Origin of the sequence: Mesorhizobium sp. C416B (assembly GCF_030323165.1) — a bacterium.
Classification (GTDB): Bacteria; Pseudomonadota; Alphaproteobacteria; order Rhizobiales; family Rhizobiaceae; genus Mesorhizobium.
In genome coordinates this window covers 6,412,029-6,434,882 of sequence record NZ_CP100471.1, presented here as the reverse complement: position 1 = coordinate 6,434,882, position 22,854 = coordinate 6,412,029, and the positions used below count along the sequence as shown (strand labels likewise).

Annotated in this window: 22 protein-coding genes; 8 read left to right on the top strand and 14 right to left on the bottom strand. The window is 60.4% G+C overall.

Annotated features, from left to right (window positions below):
• Positions 1-86 precede the first annotated feature (86 nt).
• Positions 87-1,475 (top strand): tyrosine-type recombinase/integrase, encoded by a 1,389-nt coding sequence (locus NLY43_RS31125; protein ID WP_023710695.1) that lies wholly within the window; start codon positions 87-89, stop codon positions 1,473-1,475.
• Positions 1,476-1,553: 78 nt separating this feature from the next.
• Here NLY43_RS31125 and NLY43_RS31120 read toward each other — a convergent pair whose 3' ends face one another.
• On the bottom strand, positions 1,554-2,867 hold the full coding sequence (locus NLY43_RS31120; protein ID WP_198025440.1) for an AAA family ATPase: 1,314 nt from the start codon (positions 2,865-2,867) through the stop codon (positions 1,554-1,556).
• 882 nt (positions 2,868-3,749) lie between these two features.
• On the opposite strand from NLY43_RS31120, the gene NLY43_RS31110 reads away from it, so the two are divergent.
• A complete protein-coding gene (locus NLY43_RS31110) occupies positions 3,750-4,013 on the top strand; it encodes a hypothetical protein (RefSeq protein WP_023710698.1) in 264 nt (87 codons plus the stop codon).
• Positions 4,014-4,099: 86 nt separating this feature from the next.
• Here NLY43_RS31110 and NLY43_RS31105 read toward each other — a convergent pair whose 3' ends face one another.
• The 3 genes from NLY43_RS31105 to NLY43_RS31095 form a co-directional block, all read right to left on the bottom strand.
• Positions 4,100-4,486: a response regulator gene (locus tag NLY43_RS31105; RefSeq protein WP_023710699.1), complete on the bottom strand. Its 387-nt coding sequence runs from the start codon at positions 4,484-4,486 to the stop codon at positions 4,100-4,102.
• A 321-nt stretch (positions 4,487-4,807) separates the two neighbouring features.
• Positions 4,808-5,188: a response regulator gene (locus NLY43_RS31100; RefSeq protein ID WP_084561059.1), complete on the bottom strand. Its 381-nt coding sequence runs from the start codon at positions 5,186-5,188 to the stop codon at positions 4,808-4,810.
• A gap of 170 nt (positions 5,189-5,358) precedes the next feature.
• The gene (locus tag NLY43_RS31095) at positions 5,359-5,523 is read right to left on the bottom strand and encodes a hypothetical protein (RefSeq protein WP_245263969.1); all 165 of its coding nucleotides are present in this window, start codon (positions 5,521-5,523) and stop codon (positions 5,359-5,361) included.
• A 204-nt stretch (positions 5,524-5,727) separates the two neighbouring features.
• Between NLY43_RS31095 and NLY43_RS31090 the strand changes: the two genes are divergently transcribed.
• Both NLY43_RS31090 and NLY43_RS31085 read left to right on the top strand, forming a co-directional pair.
• Positions 5,728-6,150: a hypothetical protein gene (locus NLY43_RS31090; RefSeq protein ID WP_023710703.1), complete on the top strand. Its 423-nt coding sequence runs from the start codon at positions 5,728-5,730 to the stop codon at positions 6,148-6,150.
• 146 nt (positions 6,151-6,296) lie between these two features.
• A complete protein-coding gene (locus NLY43_RS31085) occupies positions 6,297-6,929 on the top strand; it encodes a recombinase family protein (protein ID WP_023710704.1) in 633 nt (210 codons plus the stop codon).
• Between the two features lie 12 nt (positions 6,930-6,941).
• Here the strand turns inward: NLY43_RS31085 and NLY43_RS31080 are convergent, their stop codons facing one another.
• Both NLY43_RS31080 and NLY43_RS31075 read right to left on the bottom strand, forming a co-directional pair.
• On the bottom strand, positions 6,942-7,382 hold the full coding sequence (locus tag NLY43_RS31080; protein ID WP_286459306.1) for a thermonuclease family protein: 441 nt from the start codon (positions 7,380-7,382) through the stop codon (positions 6,942-6,944).
• Positions 7,383-7,411: 29 nt separating this feature from the next.
• On the bottom strand, positions 7,412-7,750 hold the full coding sequence (locus NLY43_RS31075; protein ID WP_286459304.1) for a hypothetical protein: 339 nt from the start codon (positions 7,748-7,750) through the stop codon (positions 7,412-7,414).
• 310 nt (positions 7,751-8,060) lie between these two features.
• Here NLY43_RS31075 and NLY43_RS31070 point away from each other — a divergent pair, with 310 nt between their 5' ends.
• Both NLY43_RS31070 and NLY43_RS31065 read left to right on the top strand, forming a co-directional pair.
• On the top strand, positions 8,061-9,371 hold the full coding sequence (locus tag NLY43_RS31070) for a hypothetical protein (RefSeq protein ID WP_023710706.1): 1,311 nt from the start codon (positions 8,061-8,063) through the stop codon (positions 9,369-9,371).
• 142 nt (positions 9,372-9,513) lie between these two features.
• Positions 9,514-10,224, top strand: a complete 711-nt coding sequence (locus tag NLY43_RS31065) for a hypothetical protein (RefSeq protein WP_023710707.1) — start codon at positions 9,514-9,516, stop codon at positions 10,222-10,224.
• A 6-nt stretch (positions 10,225-10,230) separates the two neighbouring features.
• Here the strand turns inward: NLY43_RS31065 and NLY43_RS31060 are convergent, their stop codons facing one another.
• Positions 10,231-13,116, bottom strand: a complete 2,886-nt coding sequence (locus NLY43_RS31060) for a class I SAM-dependent DNA methyltransferase (RefSeq protein WP_023710708.1) — start codon at positions 13,114-13,116, stop codon at positions 10,231-10,233.
• A gap of 480 nt (positions 13,117-13,596) precedes the next feature.
• On the opposite strand from NLY43_RS31060, the gene NLY43_RS31055 reads away from it, so the two are divergent.
• Both NLY43_RS31055 and dhaL read left to right on the top strand, forming a co-directional pair.
• Positions 13,597-14,604 (top strand): dihydroxyacetone kinase subunit DhaK, encoded by a 1,008-nt coding sequence (locus NLY43_RS31055; protein ID WP_023710709.1) that lies wholly within the window; start codon positions 13,597-13,599, stop codon positions 14,602-14,604.
• Between the two features lie 26 nt (positions 14,605-14,630).
• A complete protein-coding gene (gene dhaL, locus NLY43_RS31050; RefSeq protein ID WP_023710710.1) occupies positions 14,631-15,272 on the top strand; it encodes a dihydroxyacetone kinase subunit DhaL in 642 nt (213 codons plus the stop codon).
• Between the two features lie 15 nt (positions 15,273-15,287).
• Here the strand turns inward: dhaL and derI are convergent, their stop codons facing one another.
• The 7 genes from derI to NLY43_RS31015 all read right to left on the bottom strand — a co-directional run bounded on the left by derI (position 15,288) and on the right by NLY43_RS31015 (position 22,833).
• Complete coding sequence (derI, locus tag NLY43_RS31045) at positions 15,288-15,725, bottom strand: D-erythrulose-4-phosphate isomerase (RefSeq protein WP_023672592.1); 438 nt, start codon at positions 15,723-15,725, stop codon at positions 15,288-15,290.
• A 26-nt stretch (positions 15,726-15,751) separates the two neighbouring features.
• Positions 15,752-16,519, bottom strand: a complete 768-nt coding sequence (locus tag NLY43_RS31040) for a triose-phosphate isomerase (RefSeq protein WP_023710711.1) — start codon at positions 16,517-16,519, stop codon at positions 15,752-15,754.
• Positions 16,520-16,595: 76 nt separating this feature from the next.
• The gene (locus NLY43_RS31035) at positions 16,596-17,534 is read right to left on the bottom strand and encodes a sugar phosphate isomerase/epimerase family protein (RefSeq protein WP_023710712.1); all 939 of its coding nucleotides are present in this window, start codon (positions 17,532-17,534) and stop codon (positions 16,596-16,598) included.
• Positions 17,534-19,051 (bottom strand): glycerol-3-phosphate dehydrogenase, encoded by a 1,518-nt coding sequence (locus tag NLY43_RS31030; RefSeq protein WP_023710713.1) that lies wholly within the window; start codon positions 19,049-19,051, stop codon positions 17,534-17,536. Before NLY43_RS31030 ends, NLY43_RS31035 begins: the two co-directional genes overlap by 1 nt.
• Positions 19,048-20,607, bottom strand: coding sequence for an FGGY-family carbohydrate kinase (locus tag NLY43_RS31025; RefSeq protein ID WP_023710714.1), 1,560 nt, complete (start codon positions 20,605-20,607; stop codon positions 19,048-19,050). The genes NLY43_RS31030 and NLY43_RS31025 overlap by 4 nt, the downstream gene beginning before the upstream one ends.
• A 111-nt stretch (positions 20,608-20,718) precedes the next feature.
• The gene (locus NLY43_RS31020; RefSeq protein ID WP_081726801.1) at positions 20,719-21,660 is read right to left on the bottom strand and encodes a D-ribose ABC transporter substrate-binding protein; all 942 of its coding nucleotides are present in this window, start codon (positions 21,658-21,660) and stop codon (positions 20,719-20,721) included.
• A gap of 39 nt (positions 21,661-21,699) precedes the next feature.
• Positions 21,700-22,833: an ABC transporter permease gene (locus tag NLY43_RS31015; protein WP_023688198.1), complete on the bottom strand. Its 1,134-nt coding sequence runs from the start codon at positions 22,831-22,833 to the stop codon at positions 21,700-21,702.
• Between the last annotated feature and the right edge of the window lie 21 nt (positions 22,834-22,854).

Sequence of the window (22,854 nt, the reverse complement as noted above, 5' to 3'; positions counted from 1 at the left end):
CCAGAAATGTCTTGGAACCCAAGGATTGCAAGGGTTTCCGCTTCCCCAGAGATACACCGTGCGATACACTGCGGGGTACCCTGAGCATGAAGATTGACGTGCAGCATATACAGAAACGCGGCAAAGCCGGATGGCGCTACAGGCGCAAAATCCCTGAAGAACTTTGGACCGTTTTGGGCAAGCGAGAACACCTCGTGCCGCTTGGGGCCACCGAGCAGGAGGCGCTTAGGAAATATCCGAGAGTTCACGCTGAGGCTGAGAAGCTCTTGGCCGATGCGATCAAGCGCGCCAATGGGCCTGCCCCAACGGAATGGGGTCACTTCCGCGAGGGTATAGCCGCTGCCCGCAAGATGGGCTTCCGCCAAGACCGTGACCTCCCGTCTCTCCACGAGATCGAACATGACACGGACTGGCAGGCCAGAATGAAGGCCGTCGAGGCGCTTGTCCGCAAGTACGTTCCAGATTTCGACAAGGTCGAGGACGACGATGACGATAACGACGACCTCCCCGATTTCCGCCCAACCGAAGCGGACACCGCATTGGCGCGCGCGTTGCTGCTGAACTCATCGGGTACGCCAGCCCCGACCCTGGAGGACGCCAAGAGGCTCTATCTTAAGGAGAGAGTTGGGGACGACGAGACGAAGCAGATGGAGCTTGAGCGGGTCTTCAAGCTTGTCGTGGAGGCACTCGGCAAGGACCGCAAGCTGGCAAGCCTCAAGCGCGAGGACGCCAAGGACGTTCGCGATCACATGCTCGATGGGCGCAAGGCGTCTTCCGTTGACCGCTACCTGAACGTGGTCCGCGCCGTCATCAACCACGCCATAAGGGAATTTGACTTAGCTGGCGCCACCAACCCCTTTATGAACTTGGAGGCTGCACCGAAAGACAGGGCAGAGCCCGACAAGGACAAGCGTCGGCCATTCACCCTGGATGAGGTTGCAGCCATAACGGCGCGCATTGCCTACCATGCCAAGACGGACCTTAGGCACATTTGGACAATTCTAAATGGAACCGGGTGCCGCCTCGCTGAGGTCTCGGGCCTTCGTGTCGCGGACGTTTACCTTGATGATGCCATTCCGCACATCACGGTCGAGTGGCATGACGACAGACGTATCAAGAATAAGGTGTCGCGGCGCAACGTCCCTCTGATCGGCGACGCTCTTGAGGCCGCAAAGGAAGCTGTCAAAGCCGCCGGCAAAGCCGCAATGCTGTTCCCTGCTTATGGCCGGCCGCGTGGTCCCGCGTCCGCCTCCGCAGCCCTCGGCAAGCATGTCCGCGGCTGCGTGTCTGACCCAAAGGCCACTACCCATTCCCTTCGCCACCTGATGAAGGACCGTTTACGACTGGCCGGCGTCCCCAAGTCAGACCAAGACATAGTCCTTGGGCACTCCTCGGGCAGCGTTGGCGAGGATTATGGGGGCGACCAGGTTCGGCTTGAGGTGGCCAGACGGGCACTTGAGAAGGGAATGGCCTGACGTATTCAACGCCGGACGTGCCCAACTTGTTGCTCGAAGCAAAGAAGCGCTCCTGCCTGGCTTCCCACGATCACCTATTCATCGAGCACGAATTTCTGGAAGAACTCGGCGTAAGGCCCGCGTGAGTTCGGGAACGAGGTTGTTGCGCAGAGCGCGTGTCAGCCACATTTCGAACTCACCCAATGGGGTGTTCTTGAGATGTCTGGCTACAAGGGCCATCAGTCCCTTGTTGTCATAGTGCTTGGCCAGCTCGGCTAAATCCTGACCTGCGATAGCGGCGTTGATGCGGGCAGTCGCCGCCGCTCCGATTGCCGCCACATCCAATGCAGATGTCTTCGCAGCATATTCGGCGGCAATGTCCGCAACCGTGCTTGCGCCGCTGAGATCAATCTTCTTCAACGTTCGGTCTATTCGCCTGCGGCAGTACCGCGCGACAGCGCTTGCCGCCGATGCGGGGGTGACGTCGGCGATGACAGCTTGCCGAAATGTATCGAGCCGATCGTTGAGGTCGGCGCCCCGGTAGCCTTCGTGCAGCGCGATCGTGCGTCCAATGTCTGGCAGTAGGAAGAGGTTCTCAATCTCCGAGACAGGCAATACCGCGACGCCAAGGTCGCCTAACCTCGTAATCTCTTCCGCAGAATAGTCGTCGGCATCGACGATCCCCGAACAGGTCACCCGGGTAAGATGCGCATTGGCCCTCATTGTGACGACGGAATGAACTACTTCTTCGCAAGAACCGCGTGGAATGACAGTCCATTCCGGATAGCAACAGCGAAAAACAGCGGTGTCGAGACTGGTTTTGCTGCCTTCGACAAACAGAATTGCACGTCGGCTCCCGAGGATAAGCGTCGCAATTTCCTCATCAAAACCAGTATCCTCTGGCACTGGTTCGATTGTCCAACCGGCCGTGGGGTCATAGTCGCGGATTAGGAATTTTCCGGCGATGCGAGACGCGGCAAACTCGAGATCATGCGTGATGAAAATGAATGCGCAATCCGGCCGCGCAGCCTCAAGCTCGTCCCATAGTTTGGCCATGATGGATCTATGAACATGAAGCTCCGGCTCGTCAAAGATCAGAAGTAGGTCCGGGTCGGCGGCCAGAACTTGGCCAATCATGTAGAACACCGAGCGCTCGCCATCGCTCATGTCCTTAGCGCTGTATCCGGTACCCGATCCCGCGACCTGAACTCGAATGTCATCACCGGAGATCACGAGCCTGCGGTTAGGAAGAAGTCGCTGCCAAATGTCAGCAAGAAGCTCGAACTTCGTCATCTCGGCCGGAGATGTATCACCGGCTCTGACCTTTTGGTGGGTACGCAGCGTCTTATTCATCTGATCGGCAAAAAGGGCCTGAAGCAGAACGTCGAAGTCATTGAGGAGCCCAGTTGCCATGTCCCCATGCCAGCGACTTCCTACACGGTTATCAAAGCTCGCACCTGTACCAGAATGGCCTGTCCGAAGCCCCAACAATGCTACCTCTTCGGGTATTTTGGCGACCGTGGGGTTCAGCGAGAGTGCCCTATGTGCGGAAATACGATGCGCGCGCAGCCGAAGTTGGTTCTCTATTTCGACGGCGAGGCGCGTCTTCCCTCCCCCGTTTGAGCCAACAAAGATTAGGGAGGTGGCTGGCTGCATGACGAAAGGGGTTGGGCCGTTAGGGCTCCGGATTGTGAACTCAAAAGGCATTGGTGATCAAACTCTCGATTGTTTCGCTTACCATACGAGACGAACGGGCGCGCTGCCAACGTCGCTTGCAGAAGATCAATGCGCTTCCGTCAATTCGTCCCTTGACAGTTTTGTTCCTATTTTGTTCACTGTGAGCATTGCGAGTTTTGGAGTAGCCGCAGTGGACCTCATCGTGCGTGACGAAATCAGCCTTCCAAGGCCAGAACACATCACGGCACCCGGCATCCAACATCATTGGTGCGTGCGCCCTGGCTGCGGCAAGGATGCCGGCTGGGGTTTCCGAAGCCAAAGCAGGCGTCGCATTGGTTCTGCTTTGAGCATCGCGGTGAGACATACCTATGAGGCAGAGCAATGCCAGCCGAGCAACGGCCAGTCGATCCTCCCGCGATGGACTGGGAGCTTGCCGCCGATGAGGTCATTGCGACTTGCGGCGGGGATGCGCGAGAAGCAGTGAAGGCGCTCCTCGTAATCAACGCCTCATTGGAGCGTGAGGTGGCTCTCTGGGCTCCTGCGGTGAGCTATGGCTTCAGACGGGGGTGGCATAGACGGAAGCGCGGGACCGACTAACGGCCAACGGAAGGCATCAAGATGTCAGACCATATTCTTCCCCAGCAGAAGGCCCCTAAGCTAATTGTAGTGACCGCGTTTGATCGCGATGAGACCGGCGACCTCCAGCCTGTCTATGGGCCAGCCGAGCAGCAGACGGAGGACCGGGCAATAAGGACCGCGAAGGGCTTGGCGGGGAAACATGCCGGGGTCATTGCGTGGTCGCGTGATGCGAACCCGGCGCTGGGGGAATATGGGGAGCCGACAACGCTGTTTGTGGGTGGCGAAGTACCCGACATGGAGTGATGGAGCATTGGCTGAGAGCATCCCTCAGCGCCCGAGCAGTTCTCCCGGGAGGTGCAGCCGAGGGGTGCCTTGGATGGCCAGGGTAGTCAGGAGGAAGTTGGACCACCCTCATTCAGTAGGTTCGAGAGCCCAGTAATGATCTGGGGCATGACGAACGGCTTGGTGATCATGATGCTGTTGGGCACCCCGAGCGAGGGCCAATCGTCCGCACCATCTCCGCTCACGTAGATGACAGGTAGATTGGGATTGACACTCCGAGTGTGCCGGGCGACGTCCCAACCAGTAGGTCCCGCGCCCAGTCTTATGTCTGTGACTATGGCTTCAATGCGCTCAGGGTCGTCGTTGAAAGCCCGTATTGCATCTGCCCCCTTCGTCGCAGAGACCACCTCGAAACCAGCGTCGACTAGTGAGTGCTCAACATCCAAGAGGATCATACTCTCATCCTCAACAAGCAGGACGACGATGGATGACATGGGCCGACCTGTTTGTCGAACACTGGAGCCGCCCAACGCACGAGGCGGCGAATTGTTCCCGCCAAATTAACATTTGTTAATCGGAGAGCAGGACCCCCTCCTCCTTGGCAGCCAGCCAGAAGAGCCTTTGGACCTCTTGAGCTGACGCCCTATGCTTCCTGAAGGCCACGCAAACCTGGACCGCACGTCGCCAATGAGCGCCCCTCTTGGTGAACCTTAGGAGCTGCGCGCCGGCTGCCTCGACCGAAGAGACGTTGTAGCGGAGACCTAGGGGTTCCCTAATGGGGACTGCTGGGGTGAACCAATTGAGTGCCATATCCGTCATGCGGCGGACCGTCTTCTGACACAAGCGGCCACTGCATTAGTCACATCACCGTCCGCAGCTGGCTTTGATACCCAAGTTCCCTTTTGAAAGATCGCGGCGTAGTAGCGAGGATCGAACACGCTTCCCGAATGGACAACAAACGGGATATCCCGCTCATAAAGGAGCCTGGCTATGTCCTCGCAACTTCCATCATTCAGCTCGATATCAAGGACGGCTACATCGGGGGAATTTGATTGCAGCCACTTAAGAGCCTGAGAGCAAGATGGCAGGACTGCCAAGACATTGAAGCCGGCATCACACAATGTGTCTTCGACGTCGAGCGCAATTAGCGGCTCGTCTTCCAAAACGACAACCGACAACACCGATTGGCTGCCCATCGTCTAACCCTCGTGAGGGGCAGGAGGTTGAAGACCCTTCCCACTCGCCAGCGCCTATATCCTCAGCCGGCGACGAATAGGTTACCAACGTCCACTTAGATGCATTGTCAAGAGCTTTTTTCGCTGCGAGCCAGCGATGATTTGAGGCCCAGCGCGGCACCTGAGTGCTATCAGGCGAACCCTCCGGGGAACCTTCCGTGGGACAGCCTCTGCTTCAGGTCGTTGGCATTCAGGATGTCCGCCAGCTCCTTGGCGTACTCCGTGTCGGGAAGATCGACAGATGGGTGCCCAGCTACAATAGCCGGCTGCCCGGTGAACACGTCGAACACCGTCAACGTTCCATCCTGTTCCCGCCTGACGTCGTACCGCAGAGTTGCCATGAGGGGATCATAGGGCGAACATTAGGGGTTGGGAATATTTGGTGCAAAAATGCGAGCGGGTGATCGGATAACAGGCACGCGCGCCGACCCCCCTTGCCACCTCTCTGGTCTCGCTTTAGGGGACGCCGCCTATGATAGGCAAAAGGGGGTCCCGTCTTGATGCGAAATGCACTTATTCTCATCGCCGTGCTTCTAAGCGGGTGCGGACAGAGCGATCCATCCTACTGGAAGCAAACGATGGCTCAAGTGTACGCCTGCCAAATTAAAGCTGCACAGGCAGTCGGTGTCGACTTCGAACAGCCGATATTGCTTCCCGACCTCAAAAGGGTGGCCGAACTACGCGCCCGGTGCATCGTGGAAGTCGGACTTGTGCAGGAGAAGGCGGCGGCTCTCTGCCTTGCGCTCCACGACAACTACAACGATTACGCAGCTTGTCTCGACGATAGCAGCCCGACGAGCAGGACCGCCACCTGTCGACATGAACACGAGTACGATGACGACGAGTACCGTGAATGCATGGCACAGCCTGTAGTTAAGCTGCGGTCCAGCTACGCGCCGCGTCCAAAAGGGGGAACCATCTAACGATCAGGGACCATATACTTCGTTGGCCGGTATCATCGGGTGTGCTGCTGCCGAACCGGGTTGAGGCTGGTCCGATAAATGCCACTTGACGACCCTAAGCGAACCATCTATTAGCGAACCATTCAAACCGAACTGGAGCGCGCGCTATGTCATTCATCCGAGCCTACCTCAGGGCCTCGACCAAGGAACAGGACGCAGGGCGCGCGCGAGGGGACCTTGAAGCGTTCTGCAGGGAACGAGGGCTGACCATCGCCGCCACCTACGAGGAGAACGAGAGCGGGGCTTCACTGCACAGGCCGGAGCTGTTCCGGCTGCTCAGGGACAGCAAGCCCGGCGACATCCTGCTGACTGAACAGGTCGACCGCCTCAGCCGACTGTCGGACAAGGACTGGGACCAGCTCAAGCGCGAGATCAAGGACCGAGAGGTCAAGGTCGTGGCGCTGGACTTGCCGACCTCGCACATGATGCTGAAGACCGAGGACGCCTTCACCGGGCGGATGTTCGACGCGATCAACGGGATGCTGCTCGACATGCTCGCCGCCATCGCCCGCAAGGACTACGACGACCGACGCCGCAGGCAGGCTCAGGGGATCGCCAAGGCGAAGGCTGAAGGGCGCATGAAGGGCCGGCCCGAGGACGCGGACCGCAACGAGGCGATCATGGACATGCTGCGGAAGGGCCAGAGCTGGAACACCATTGTGCGAGCCACCAACTGTTCGCGCTCGACGCTCGCAAAGCTGGCGAAGCGCCTCGAAGGGGCCGACACCGCCGGAGGGTGAGGTGAAGGCGTCTTATCCGCACCAAGGGCGGGGCGTTGGCGGACAGCTTGTAGAGCCGCAGGCGAACGGGACGGCCAGCCCCTCCGACACCAATACGTCGCCCACATCTTGGCCATCGGCAAAGAGTGAGCCGCAACTTCGCCCGTAATTGCACTTGCCGGTGCCCTCAGTGCCTGCCGGGCAAGAACAGGGTACCATCTTCAGCTCCAGCTTCGCGTTGGCAACCAACTCTTTGAGGCGTGCCTTCGCTCGACGCCCAAGGTCTGCCTCAGCGTCGCACCTTGGCTCGATGCTCTCGGGAGCGTTGAAGCCGACCAGCCGGGTCCCTTTCGCGGCACCAATAAGCCGAATGGTATCACCGTCCGTGATCGTGAACTGGCTCCTCGTCAACGGCGTGGCTGTGGTGATTTCGGTGTCGGGTGACCCGGAGGCCCAACCGCTTGAAGAAGGCATGTGGCGGGCTCCGGTAACGTAAGAGTAGATCAGCCCCCCACGACTAATGCCAGTGCGAAGCCAAAGGCTCTGGCAAATCGACCGGCCAGATAGCGGGCCTCACGCGCAAGTGGGCTTCGACGGCGGCGCGGCCTCCACTGGGTCGACCGAGGGCCGGTAGAGCGTGGCGGCGGCGGTGCCTGGCTGACTGGTGGTGCGTAGCCGATGGCCTCAAAGAGCTTGGCGCTCTGCTTGTCGGTCAGCCGCGTGTCGGAGCCGTACTTCTCCAGACGGGCGTGAATGTCGATGAGGAAATGTCGTTGCCATTGGCTCAGGCGACCGCCGGCCAGCGCAATCTCGATGCGGGACTTCAGGTCCTCGGGTTCCACAGTGAATGCCCCCGGCCTCACAGACCCCGATGCGCTGCGTCCGACAAATAGGGTCGAAGCCCAGCCTATCACTACACCGGGGTGAGGCACAGCCCGTGCGCTTTTGCCTCTGTCCCTCGGATAGCCAAGCCGCCTGACTTGCGGTATCCCGCTGGCCAACGGCAACCGGTGACAGGCCGCCATAGGCGCGCGCTCAGACCCGCGAGGCGCTGCCGAGCCCCCTTTCCCCTGCCCGACCTCATGACCGCCCGTGGCCCTCTGTGTGGCTGTGGGAGCGGGGTGGTCATTTTGAAGAATTGGAAGATTGCAGTTGGATCAGATCGCCTCGCTTATCGCGACATCAGATGACGAAGATGACGAACGCGATCGTCCTCTCAATGCCTATCGGTTCGCTTCATCGGACAACGCTAAGGGCATCGTAGCGGAAGCCATCAGGTTGCTCCTGAACTACGAACATCGTTCAGGGCTGACGAGGAACAAGCGCCGGGCGGCAGACCAAGAAACCTTCGACCTGACTGTAGACGCGATCCTTTCCGACCTCATGCATCATCACCTCGTGGACTATCCCGAGGGAATTTACGTCACCCGCTCCAACAGGCACTTAGGGACGAAGAGCCGGTATAGGCCACGAGCTTATAGCAAGGTATTTCCGCGCATCTTGGATCTCCTCGCCAAGCCCGAGCTGGGTTATGTCCGTCAGGACACGGCCCCTGCGATACCTGGCGCTTCCAAATCGACGGTTATCCGACCGGGTCCGACGCTACTGTCGCGAATGGATGACGGCGACATCGAGACTGGCGACCTCGACGAACATCCTCACGGCGAAACCATCATTCTCAAGCGGGTGAAGGATGCTGATGATTATTGGGATGAAGGGGGACTGGAGCAGTATGCGGACACCCCCACCACAGAGCGTTATCGCCACGAGCTTGAGAAGATCAATCAGTGGCTGGCGGCGGCCGACCTGAGGTATGATCCTCTGGGCATTCTCGGGCCACACACCGCTTTCGATATCCGAGACAGGCGCTTACGTCGCATCTTCACCCAGGCGCGGTTCGACAGTGGCGGCAGAATGTTCGGAGGCTTCTGGCAGCAGCTACGGAAGCACGAGCGACGGCAAGGTCTCAAGATCGCGGGCGAGAAGGCCGTGGAGCTGGATTACGGTCAAGTGGGCGCACGCATCCTCTACGGTATGGCAGGCCACCTCCCAGCCACCGGCGACCTCTATTCGATGGCTGGTTACAACCAACGGCGAGATGGGATCAAGAAGGTGATGAGCGCCATGATATTCGCTGAGGCCCGGCCAGACCGCTTCCCCAAGGGCACCAAGACGCTGTTTCGCAAGACCGACAAGATCGGCGAGGTGGTCGACGCCATCGAAGCCAAGCACCCATTGATCAAGGATCATTTCCACAGGGGTCTTGGCCACGACGCGCAGTTCATTGAGAGCAGCATTCTTGTGGACGTTCTCCTTAGCCTTCGCGCCGAGGGGATTGTCGCACTTCCGATCCATGACGCGGTGATGGTTCCATCCTCTAAGGTGCTGGTGACTAAGGAAGTTATGCTCACTGTGTTCAGGGTCCATGCCCATGTTGAGGGCACTGTTACGGTTGAAGGCTGAGGGATGGGACTTCTTTCCTGCACAGGTCCTATCAACCTTCATCTGCATGTCAGGTTACCCTTGATCTCACTCAGGTAGCCGTTCACCCCACTGCTCGGTACCCTTAAGGGAAACCCAGGGCACACCTAAGAGGGACCCGAGATTGACGAATTGGACCAAGAAGCGAGAGCGCAAGAACGAGGTCAAAGCCAGAGCTGCTGAGCCAAGCCATATGTTCACACGCTGCCGCGTTGTGGGCTGCGGTAAGCCTGCCCGTGCGGCCACAGAAGACGGTCTGGACACCCGGTTCTGTCGCTCGCACTCGGACCACCTTGCCCGTCACGGCAGCGCTTACAAACGATCCTACACCGCCAAGGAGATCACACCTTATCGCAAGGCTGCCCTCGCTTGGCTTGAGGCGAACGCGGACAACTTATGGGTCACGAATGCCATCGAGCGCGTGGAGACGTTGTACAGGGCCGCTGGGCCTCATGTGGAGGCGTTCAGGCTTCGCGGGCTGTCACCTGACGATCGTGCGCGAGCAGCCTGGGCGAGGCTACGCAAGGCGAAGATAGACCCCTGTCGCGTCGTCGCGGCCGCGCTCGCTGTCGAGATGATTATCCGCGACGATCCCCAGGCTGAGCGCAAGACCGAGTTCAAGCGCGTCCAAGCTGCGAAGCTGGTTCATAAGATGTCGTCAGGAACGCATAAAAAATGGGGAAGCGACAACGGCGCGACGGAGTTGCACGCTTATCCGAGATCGAGGGGCCGTGTCCTGCACTACATCGGTCGCGACGTCGAACAAGCTTGCGAACTTCTAATCCAGCACTCTCGCTTGCCAGTCATTCCCTTGTTGCCGCCCCACCCCACGTGAACACCTTCACTGTTTGGTTTGGGCTTTGTCGACCTGAGCGGAAGCCCGCTCCTGATTGAGCGCGAACAGACGGGCCAGAACATCGTCATCGGACAGGTTGGCGGGCCATCCATAAGCCGCTGCCACGGCATCATCCAGCGCCTTGTGAGCGTGCTGGAGCCATGCCGGTCGTTCGTTGTAGAGGTTCGTTAGGGTGCGCGTGCTTAGCTTCTCGGCGGCCTTCTCGTCTACCGGCAAGATGCGATCGGGATACCCCGGGACCACCTCGGGTTCCCTTCGCACAAGATCGGGAGGATTGAGCCAGTTCTCACGAAGTTCGTCGAGGCGCCGGGCTGCTTCGGCAATGGTAATGGCATGAGCAGCCGTCGCATACGCATCCGCCGAGAGGTTCGGGCTTAGCCCTGCGGGAAATGGGAATGTCTCGAAGGTTGTCGTGGGTGTGTAGCGAGGACGATCTTCGAGAGAAGACCCCATCCGAAGCGCCCACAGTTCATGATGTCTGGAATGGAGGACCCCGAAACTGGTATAGTCATCGCGGGAGATGGCGATCAAAGCTGCATCCGGAACTACTAAGGCGCTGACGAAGCGGAAAAGCCGATATTTAGCATGCCGCACTGTGACGATGTATCGTTTCATACCAGAAATGGCTGCAAACAGCTCGCCACGACTTCTCCAAAGTGTCCACCATCCGTTATTTATATTTCTTTCCTCTCGATATGGCCGAACTACTTTCTCTAAGTATTCAAATGGCGCAGCGTACAATGACGCTTGCTCGGCTCCAATGGCCGAAGGAAAGAAGATAATCCAGTTGTCGGTGTCCCGGGCCGCTATATCCTTCCCGTTTATCCAAGGCCGGACCACATCGGCATTTCTCGAACCATCTGGATTTGTCGGCTCGAGGAGAAAGCTTCGCGCCATACTCCCGGTCACCTGAAAAGGCCCGTAGCTGATTATTCCTTGAAAGGCCCTGCCCTCATTCTCACTCAGGCGCAGCGACTTCGTTAGGTCAGCGCCCCCATCATCGCCCGTGAGATCGGAGTAGATCGAATTTACGAACCTGCCATCGAGACACACAGGATGAACAGCCTGTGATTGAAAGCAAACAATAGAGACACGGACCGCCGCGCCCTCGACCGTCCACTCTTCGTCGGAGTAGGCATTAAATATCTGCCCACCATCGAGTATCCTTTTTAGAACTTCTCGGTTCGCACCACCCCGAATAGAGTTGGTGGCAACCAAGCCAACCTTAACTGACTGAACCTGCGCGGCGTTCCAAGCCTTGGCGAACCAGTAGCAAACAAGGTCGGCTCCGCCTCTCACAGTTCCACTGAAAATCGACCTCAACTGACCAACATACGGCGCCCCCAATTCAGGCTTCATACGACGGTCGCCAAGAAAGGGTGGGTTTCCAATGATGGCGTCTGCAACGGGCCACTCCGCCTCTTCCCAGTGCCCTCCCTCCGCGCCCCCGTCCGAAACCCACGTCATCAGCGCATCCCGGCATTCGATGGTTTCGAGAGGTTTCAAGACCGGGTTCTGGCTGGCAGCAAATCCGTTCTTGAGCATCCACTGTATCTCGCCAATCCAGACCGACACGCGGGCGAGTTCAGCCGCATACGGATTTAGTTCGATACCTCTAACGACCTCAGGGCCGATCTGTGGAAATGCCCGTGGCAGGCCCATTGCTTCGGCTTCAACCTGCGCCTTGTGTTCAAGATCCTTCAATGCCCTCAGGGCGAGGTACAAGAAGTTTCCAGATCCACAAGCGGGGTCCAGGACACGATACCCAGCGAGCCGCTTCAAGTGCCTGTCAAGGAAGCCTTGTGCTATGTTTCTATAGCGCGTGGCGGGCGCGCCCTTGGATTGCCCGGCCCGGGTCATTAAACCAAAGATCGCACTCTTGGCCCTTTCCCACTCGGCGGACAGCGGCTCGACGATCACCGGGTTGATGATCATCATGATCTTCTCGCGGTCAGTATAGTGTGCGCCGAGTTGGCCGCGTTTGTCGGGGTCAAGGCCCCGCTCAAAGAGCGTGCCAAGGATGGAGGGGTCGATGTCGCCCCAGTACTGTGATGCCGCACGGTGGACCAGTTTGATCTCGTCCTTGGTCAGCGGGAATACAAGATCATCATCGAACAACCCACCATTGAACCACGCGACTTTCTCAAAACCGATGTGACCACCGGATTTCATCGCGACGAACAGGACACGGGCAAACCCTTCAAATTCGGTCGGGTCCTCCAGCGCACGGTCCAACATCCGGGTAAAAATCATATCCGGGAGGAGCTTCACGTCCTCCGCGAACATGCAGAAGACCAGTCGGTTGATGAAATGGGCTATCCGCTCAGGGATGTAGCCGCGATCACTCAATGAGCGAGCAAGTTGCGCGAACTCGCCAGCCACCTCTTCAGTCAACTCTTGGCGGGTCTTTGTTGGGCGCAGAGCCTCGGGATCAGATAAGGCCGATTTCAGCCAACCGCGTTTTTCGGCGTCGCCCAGATCGGAGATGGCGATTTCGTATGTCTTGGAAACGGAGTTGGTCCAGTTGGTGTGGATACGGATGGAGGTGCCAATGTCAGACACGATAAGCAGGGGCGGGTTGTCGAGAGCAACCGCGTACCGTTGAAGTTGCGCAAACGCGGTGTCGAGGTTGGCTTTGGTGCCTTTGTATTCCCATCCGAAGTGGTTGCGCTTGAAGACGTCAGCGAACCCATTGCCGCCCGTTGTCTTGGAAGCGCCGACCTCAAAGCCATAGTCTTGGCCTGTCGGGTCCGCGTCGGCGGGCGTGGGCTCCCCGAGCATATGGCAAAGATCCAGGAAGTGTTCCTGGGCGGCTGCCCGCTCCTTCAACTGAGAGTTCTGCCACTTGGCGATGAAGGTTTGCGGCGTCATGCTGTGGTGGCCTCCCCTACGCTGGAGGGACCAGCGAGCGCCATCATAGGGGCTGTTTAGGTACCATCAAGAGATCAAACGCTGGCTGTGCAACAGTGCCCACCGACTGGCAAACCGGGCTTGACCGAGAGATACACCGCTGCTACCACTTGAGATACACCAAGGCGGCAGATGCTTTGTGGAAGCGGTCGTACCAAGCGATTAAAAATAAAGACTTTTATGGTTTTTTTCTACCCGGTTCGATTTATCTAACTTGTCCGGCCCGGGGAGCCACCGCCTTTTCTAAGCCGTGGTGCGATCTTGTACACTACAGCGCCATTGTCCGCGCACTTCGGTCCGCTTAGCTTCTGCCAGAACGGCTGGTAACAGCTACGAAGCCGATCGAGGCAGTTTGGTGGGCATCGCGCCCCTGCCCTCGCCCGAAGGCAGCCTGATAACGCCCGGTATCATCTATGAAAATACCAAATCGGGAGGACGTTGGTGCAAACCAAGAAGATCATCAATGACGGCAATCGCGCCGTCGACGAGATGCTGGAAGGCATCCTGGCTGCGCATCCCCGCCATCTCAAAGCCGTTGACGGAAGCCCGCGCTCTATCATCGCCCGCGATGGACCGCGCCAAGGCAAGGTAGGCCTTGTCATTGGTGGCGGCTCGGGCCACGAGCCGAGTTTTCTCGGCTTCGTCGGCAAGGGGCTGGCCGACGCGGCGGCGATCGGCAATGTCTTCGCCTCTCCGCCGCCCGACCCGATCCTCGAATGCGCCAAGGCGGCGAGCGGCGGCGCCGGTGTGCTGTTCATGTACGGCAACTATGCCGGCGACGTCATGAATTTCGACATGGCGGCCGAGATGGCCGCGATGGACGACATCGAGGTGCGCACGGTTCTGAGCACCGACGACGTCGCTTCCGCGCCCGTTGGCGACAGGCACAAGAGGCGCGGTGTCGCCGGCAACTTCTTCATCTTCAAGGCGGCAGGCGCTGCCTGCGACCGGATGCTGTCCTTCGACGAATGCGAACGCATTGCCGGGAAGGCCAACGACCACACATTCACCATGGGCGTGGCATTGGCGCCCTGTTCGTTGCCGCAAACCCGCCGGCCGAATTTCGAGATCGGACCCGACGAGATGGAGATCGGCATGGGCATCCATGGCGAACCCGGCATCGCACGAGGAAAACTCAAAACGGCCGACGAGATCACTGACGAAATGCTGGAGAGGATTCTCGCCGAGATGGCGCCGGCACGCGGCGAGAAGGTCGCCGTTCTGGTCAATTCGCTGGGTTCGACGCCGCTGATGGAACTCTACATCATGAACCGGCGCGTGAAGCAGAGGCTTGACGATATCGGTGTATCCATTCACGCAAGCTGGGTCGGCAATTACTGCACCTCGCTCGAAATGGCCGGCGCTTCGATTACGCTGCACCACCTCGACGACGAGTTGCAAACGATGCTCGACCACCCTTGCGACTGCGCCATGTTTCGCGCCGGGTAAACTTGGTGAACGGCAAGGAACAAGAGATGACGACAATCGACACCACCCGCCTTGCCGCGATGTTCGCGGCCATCGCCGACGCTATGTCAGCCGACCGGGATCGGTTGTGCGCGCTTGACGGGGTGATCGGCGATGCCGACCACGGCATTGCGATGGAGCTTGGATTTGCCGCGGCACGCGATGCGGTGGCCGCATTGGATACCGGCACCACCGATCCGACCATCTTGCTGAACACGGCGGCGAAGTCGTTCCTCAACGCCGTCGGCGCCTCCTCGGGCCCGCTCTATGCCACGGCATTCATGCGCGGCGCGGCCGCCGTCAAGGGCAAGGCGACGCTCGACGACGCCGACGCGGTCGCTATGTTCCAAGCGATGGCCAGAGGCATTCAGGATCGCGGCAAGGCCGAGCCTGGCGAAAAGACGATGATCGATGCGTGGGCGCCGGCCGCGACGGCTGCGGGCGAGGCACTGGCCGCCGGCAAGGGGCTGGCCGGCAGCCTCGCGGCTGCAGCCGAGGTGGCAAAGGCCGGCGCGGAGGCGACCAAGGCGATGATCGCCACCAAGGGCCGGGCCTCCCGCCTCGGCGAACGCTCGCTTGGCCATATGGATCCAGGCGCGGCGTCCGCCGTAACCGTCATCGAGGCGATGCGGATCGCCTTGACCGGCTAGGTCGGGAGCGAATCCTCAGCGCTTCGCGTCGAGCTTGTCGACAGCCTGCACATTGGCGGCAGAGGGACCGTTCGGATCGAACTCCGAGGCCAGCCAGGCGTCGGCGATCGATTTGGCCAGTTCGGGGCCGATGACGCGCGCACCCATGGTGATGATCTGGGCATTGTTGGATTTCGCAGCGCGTTCCGCCGAATAGGTGTCGTGGGTTAGCGCGGCACGGATTCCGGGCACCTTGTTGGCCGAGATGCTGACGCCGATGCCGGTGCCGCAAAACAGGATGGCGCGGTCGTAATTGCCGTCGACAATTTCGTGGCCGACCGCAGCGGCAATATCGGCGTAGAATCCGGCCTGGCTGAGATCGACGACCTGCAGTTCTGGCTTGGTGGCGAGATGCTTGGCGATGACATCGAGCAGCGGCTTGCCGGCGCTGTCGGCTCCGAGTGCGATCTTCATGGCAATTAACTCCTTCGTTTTCGTGGTCAGCGCGCGATGGCGGCCGACGCCTTTTTGAGAATGTCGATATAGCCTTCCGCTTGCCATGCCGAGCGGCCGATGAACAGCCCATCGATATGCGGCTGGCCGATCAGTTCGGCCGCGTTGCCGGGATTGACGCTGCCGCCGTAGAGCACAAGCGGGGCGGTCGGCAACCGGGTTGCTGCGATCTGCTTGATCAGCGCCTGCTGCTTGTCGGCATAGTCGGCGCTGGCCGGAATGCCTTTCTCGCCGATCGCCCACACCGGTTCATAGGCAAAGAGTATCTCTGCCGACAACTCATTGTTTGCGAGACCCTGCAGCGCGCCCAAAACCTGCGCGGTCAGAATTTCGTCGGCGCGGCCGCCCTCGCGCTCGGCCAGCGTCTCGCCGACACAAATCAAGGGTACGAAGCCGTGCCTGACTGCCGCCGCCGTTTTCAGTCCCACAGTCTTGTCCGTCTCGCCAAAAAGCTCACGGCGCTCGCTATGGCCGAGTTCGATCAGGTCGAGCCCACAATCCCTCAGCATCACCGGCGAAATCTCGCCCGTCCAGGCGCCGGCATCGGCCCAATGCATGTTCTGGGCGCCGACCTTGACGCGGGTGTTGGCGAGCGCCGCCTTGACCTGCCGCACCGCGGTGAAGGGGGGAATGACGAAAGGCTGTATCGCCGGATCGAAGCCCGGCACGAACGCCGCCAATGCCTCGGCGAACTGCAGCGCCTCCGCCAGCGTCTTGTTCATCTTCCAGCTCGTGCCGACCCAATATGGGGCCATTCTTCTCTCCTTCGATCAGAAATTCGAATGATGCGTGTTTCCGGGTCTGCGCCGGCCTTCGGGCCGGCGGTTTGCCTCAAGCGCGAGGCTTGAGACTTTCGCGGCCGCTGTCGATGTAAGGCGCCCAGAAATCCACCGACTCACGGATCATTGCAATAACCTGATGATCGACCGGTTCCCTCTCCCGGAAGGAAAGTTCAAGGCAGATTTCATTGTCGGTTCCGCCACCCGCCCGCACGGCGTCGAGCAGCTTCTGCGGGATGATGCGGCCATCCTTGTTGTAGGCGGCGGTGAACGGCCAGTGCCCGCCCTTGTTCATCGACGATTGCTTGATGTGGATGATCGGCGATTGCAACGGGAACGCTTTCGCCCAGGCATAGGGATCAGTGTCGTCAGGATTGGGCGAGGTCACGTCGCCATGGTCGATGTCGACCATCATCTGCATCGGGATCGGCAGCTTGGCCGCATCGATGGCGCCCTGCAATTCGACGCAGCTTTCGATCGTGTGGCCGAACTCCCGCCCCACCGACATCGGTTCCCAGAACAAATAGGTCAGGCCCGCCGCCTTGGCGTGCTCGGCCACTTCGCGCCAGCACTCGAGCGCGATATCGAGAAGCGCCGCGCGCCGCTGCGGATCGTCAAAATCCTTGTAGGTGAATATGGCGAACTGCGTGCCCATGCCCGACGCGCCGAGTTCGGCGGAGATGTCGGCGAAGGTCTTGAACCAATCGACATAATAGCGGCGCACATCCGCGTCCGGATGGCCGAAATGATTGAGCCGGCCATAGGGACCGGTCATACCCGAAGTGATCCGCACGCCGGTCCGCGCCAAGGCGCTGTTGAACAGGCGAACGAACTTGGCGATCGTTGCCGCCGGCCAGCCCGGATTGACGAATTCATGCGTCAGCTGCACGTCGCGGATGCCGATGCCATAGGCAATGGCGTCGATCAGATCGTCGGGATCGGCGAAGCGATTGACCAGCGGGTTGGTGTTCAGCGAAAGCGTGAAGGCCATCAGTTCACCGCCGCCATTGTCTTTGTGCACCAGTCTTCGAATGTTTTCCGCTCGGCCGCATTGATATGCAGCCCGTGTTTGGTCCGGCGTTCGAGAACGTCGGCGGCGGTCATCGCCCATTCGGTCTCGAACAGGAAGACAGCTTCGAGCTCATAGAAATCCGGGCCGAAACGACGGCCGAGATCGGCTTCGCCTTTTACGCCTTTCAGCAAGGCGCGTGTGCGCGTGCCGTAGCTGCGGGCATAGTGCTTCACCAGCGACGGGCTAAGCCACGAAAACTCGGCGTGCAGATCGCCCAGGAACTGTTCGAAATCCGCGTTGGGCAGGTCGCCTCCCGGCAGGGGAATTTTGGCCGTCCAGGCCTTCTTTATGGTCGGAAAGAAGGGCTGGATCTTTTCCAGAGCATGTTCGGACAGTTTGCGGAAGGTGGTGATCTTGCCGCCGAACACAGAAAGCAGCGGCGCGCCACCGTTCGGGGCGTCGAGTTCGAACATGTAGTCGCGCGTCACCGCGCTCGGGTTGTCGGCATTGTCGTCATAGAGCGGCCGCACGCCCGAGAAACTGTAGACCACGTCCTGCGCGGTGAGTTGGCGCTTGAAGTAGCGGTTGACCACCTTGATCAGATAATCGATTTCGCTGGCTTCGGCCGCCACTAGCTCAGGCCTGCCTTGATAGGGTATGTCGGTGGTGCCGATCAGCGCCAGATCGTTCTCATACGGGTTGACGAAAATCACCCTCTTGTCGTTGTTCTGGATCAGATAGGCCTGCCGTCCCTCCCAGAATTTTGGCACGACGATATGGCTGCCCTTCACCAGGCGAACGTTGCGGGTGGAATTCTGTCCAGCGACGCGGCTGACGATGTCATTCACCCATGGCCCGGCCGCGTTGACCAGCCCGCGTGCGCGGACCTTCGTCACCGCACCGGTGCGGCCATCCTGCATGTCGATGGACCACATGCCGCCTTCGCGCCGGGCAGCAATACAGGCGGTGCGGGTGAAGACTTTTGCGCCGCGCTGACTGGCGTCGAGCGCATTGAGCAGCACCAGCCTGGCGTCATCGACCCAGCAGTCGGAATATTCGAAGCCGCGCTTGAATTCGTCCTTGATCGGCTCCCCTTCCGGCGCTGTTCTCAAATTCAGTGTCCTCGTTCCCGGCAACCGCTTGCGGCCGCCAAGATGGTCGTAGAGAAACAGCCCGAGCCGCACCAGCCATGCCGGCCGGTCCTCGGGGCTGTGCGGCAGCACGAAGCGCATTGGCCAGATGATGTGCGGCGCCGCCTCCAGCAGCACCTCGCGTTCGATCAGCGCTTCGCGCACCAACCGGAACTCGTAATATTCGAGATAGCGCAGGCCGCCATGCACCAGCTTGCCGGAACGCGAACTGGTGCCTTGCCCCAGATCGTCCTTCTCGCACAGGATAACCGACAGCCCGCGACCGGCCGCATCGCGCGCGATGCCGGCGCCGTTGACGCCGCCGCCGATCACGAAGAGATCGACAATATCCGTTGTATCGCTCAAGACTTAGCTCCTGTGCGGTGCGCCATCGATTTCCACACCGGATGCAGCGCCTGACGCGCCGCGACAAAAGACGGAAACAGCGCATCGTAGGTTTGCGAAAGCGCCTCGTCATAGGCGTCGCATTCGCCCAGCAGCGGCGTCACCCACTCGGCGCAGCAATCATCCATCGAGCGATAGACGCCAAGCCCGACTGCGGCCATCATCGCCGCACCCGCGGCGCCGGCTTCCTGGCGGCTGCTGGTCCTGACTTGCGCACGGGTCGCCGCGGCGATGATGCGGCGCAGCGACGGGCTGCGCGCGGCGCCGCCAGACAGGCGGATTTCGCCGGGCATGCTGCCCATTGCCTGGTAGCAATCGCGGGCCGCGAAGGCCAATCCTTCGAGAACTGCGCGCGCCAGATCGCCAAAACCGTGCTTGACGGAAAGCCCGATGAAGCCCGCGCGTGCGTCGGAGTCAACGAACGGTCCGCGTTCGCCGGCGAGCGAGATATAGGGCTGATAGACCAGCGATCCCGGCTCCGATCCTTCGACCCAGACATCGAGCGCTTTCAGCAATTCGTCGCCCGAAGGTTTTGCGCCGCTGGCGGTCAGCACGTCGCGCGCCAGGCCGAGCAGCCAGTCGATGTTGAGCGTCGCCGCCATATTGGATTGCAGTTGCGCATAGGCGCCGGGAACCGGCATGGCGATCGTGTAGCCGGACGCGTTGTCGTTGAGGATGACATCGTCGGCTGTGCGCGCCAGGCGCGTGTGGATGCCGGTCGATCCGATGACCGTGCAGCCAACATTGCCGCTTGGATCATAGAGGCCGGCGCCGAGCGCGGTGCTGACCATGTCGACGTAGCCCAGCACCACCGGCGTGCCCGCAAGCAGGCCGGTCTCGCCTGCTGCCGACGCAGAAAGCGGATGATGGTCGGTCGTGCCTTCGAGCATGGGGGGCAGCAGGCGGCGGTGCGACGTCAGACGCAGAATGTCGAGCACCTCGTCGGAATAGCTGCGCGCGCGGAAATCGCCGAAGGTGAATGTTCCCTCCGAAGGATCGGTGGCGCGCTCGCCGGTCATCTTGAAATAGAGCCAGTCCTTGCAGTGAAAGGCAGTGGCGGCGCGCTCCAGGATTTCCGGGCTGTTTTTCTTCAGCCAGCTGAGCTGAGCGCCCTGCTGGCAGGCGTTGAGCCCGGTGCCGGTGATCTCGAACCGCGTGCGATCCCGGGGATCGCCGCGCATCTCGTCCACCAGATGTCCGGCGCGCGCATCGAGCCAGAGCCACGCGCGCCCGACCGGCATGCCGTCGCCATCGATCAGCCAGGTGCCGTCGCCCTGCCCGGTGACCGCGACGGCCGCGGTTCGCCGCGCGAGGTCTGGAATTTTCGTCGCCAGATCGAGAACGGTCAGCACCATGTCGCGCCAGGTCTGATTAAGGTCCTGTTCGGCGCCGCCGCCTTCCAGCGTGACGAAGCTGTTGGTCACCGATGCCATGGCGAGCTGCCGCCCCGATAGATCGAAAGCGACCGATTTGATCACGGACGTTCCCGCGTCGATCCCGATCAGCAGGTCTTTCATGCCGCAAGTTCCGGATGGTTATGAAGGCAAGTCACAAGGAGCAGTCTTTGTTGTCTCGAAGCCATGGAAGAGCCAGGGAGTGTCCGCGAAGGACACCCCCTGAGCAGGTTTTTATTCCGACAGCACGAAGGGTGCGGTGTACTTGTCCACATTGTCCTTGGTGATGAGCAGGCAATCGAACAGTTGCTTCTCGCTGGTGGCGCCGGTAGCGCCCGTCTTGATGAACGAGTCGGCCTGCTGCACGGCCTTGGCCGAGAAGATGGCCACCGGCTGAAGCACGGTGTACTGCAGTTCGCCGGACTTGATGGCCGCAACCGCATCCGGGGAGCCGTCAAAGCCGCCGACCTTGATGCCGGCGAGCTTGCCGGCTTCCTTCAGCGCCGCAACCGCGCCAAGCGCCATTTCGTCGTTGCCGCTGATCACCGCGATGATGTCGGGATTGGCCTGCAGCATGCTCTGCATCTTGTCGTGTCCCTGGGTACGATCCCAGTTGGCGACCTGCGAAGCGGCCTTTTCGAGATCCGGATACTGGCTCAGCACAGTCGCGTAGCCGTTCGAGCGCGTGGCGGCGTTGTTGTCCGAGGGGGCGCCGAGCAGTTCGACATACTTGCCCTTTTCACCGACCGCCTGCACCCACTGCTGGGCGCCGAGAGCCGCACCCTGGGCGTTGTTGGAGACGAGCTGTCCCTTGGCAAGACCTTCCTGGTTGATCTCGGCATTGACGAGGAAAACCGGGATGTTGGCGGCAATCGCCTTCTTCACCGCGCCGACCGAACCATCGGCATTGGCCGGGTCGAGGATGATCGCCACCGACTTGTTGGTGATGGCGGTGTCGATCAGATTGCTTTCGGTATTGGTGTCGCCCTTGTGGGCGGCGACGTTGGCTGTATAGCCAAGCTTTTCGGCTTCGGCCTTGGCGACGTTGCCTTCGGTCAGCCAGTAGGGGTTGGCCGGATCGTTGACGATGATCGAGATCAGGCCCGCGGCCGATGCGGCTGCGCTAAACCCGACCACCATCGCGGCGGCAAGCAAACTTCTAAGCACGATTTTCATGTACATTCCTCCAATGATTTTACGCGGTCTTGCTGCCAGTCAGCTGGCAGTCTTCCCTTGGGCAGGATTGGCCGGTTCGGCCTTCCCCCGTTTCTGAGAAGTCGGTTGGCCGCCCGTCGAAGCTGGAAGCTTGCTACGGCGGCGATACTGAACGGCATTGAGGAGCACGGCGAGCACGATGACGGCGCCGGTGAACACTGTCTGCCAGTAGGATGAGATGCCGATGATCACCAGACCATCGGATAGGAAGCCGATGACGAAGGCTCCGAGCAAGGTGCCGCGAATGTTGCCGCGCCCGCCGGTGAGTGCGGCGCCGCCGATGACCACGGCGGCGATGGCCGTCAGTTCGTAGGTGGTGCCGGCGGTCGGCCCGGCCGAGGTCAGCTGCGAGGACAGGATCAGGCCGGCAATGGCGGCGCAGATGCCCGACAGCACATAGACCGAAATCTGCACGGTCTTGACCGGAACGCCGGAGAGTTCGGCGGCGCGCTCATTGCCGCCCGAGGCGTAGAGCCAGCGTCCAAAGGCGGTGCGGTTCAGGACGATGCTGCCGATCAGCGCGATAACCGCCAGCACCACCACGCCGGTCGGCACGCCGAACAGGCGGTTGAAGCCGAGAGCATCGAAACCGGTGTTGCCCAACTCCGGCTTGCCGCCGAGATTGTTGTAGGTCAGGCCGCTGGTCATCAGCAGTGCCAGGCCGCGCGCCATGTACATGACGCCGAGCGTGGCGACGAAGGCCGGAACCTTGAACCGCGCGATCAGCACGCCGTTGATAAGCCCGACGGCCGCACCCAGCATGCAGGCCAGCACCGCGACCACCCAGACCGGCGGGTAGAGAACGACGCCCAGCCAGGTCAGCGTCACGCCCTGCATCAGAAACCCAGCGACGACGCCGGCAAGCCCGAGCGTCGACCCCACCGACAGGTCGATGCCGCCATTGAGGATGACCAGCAGCATGCCGACGGCGAGAATCCCGAAGATGGCGACATGCGAGGCCATGGTCAGGAAATTCGCCACCGAGAGGTAATAGGGCGACAGGATCGAGAAGACGACAATGATGACGATCAGGGCAAAGAAGGCCCGGCCTTCGAGCAGCAGCTTGGCCACGTCGAAGCCCTCGCCGCCCGCATTGGGGCTGGACTGTTTGCTGGCCTGGCTGACATCGCTCATGGGTCGGGGCTCCGAAATTCT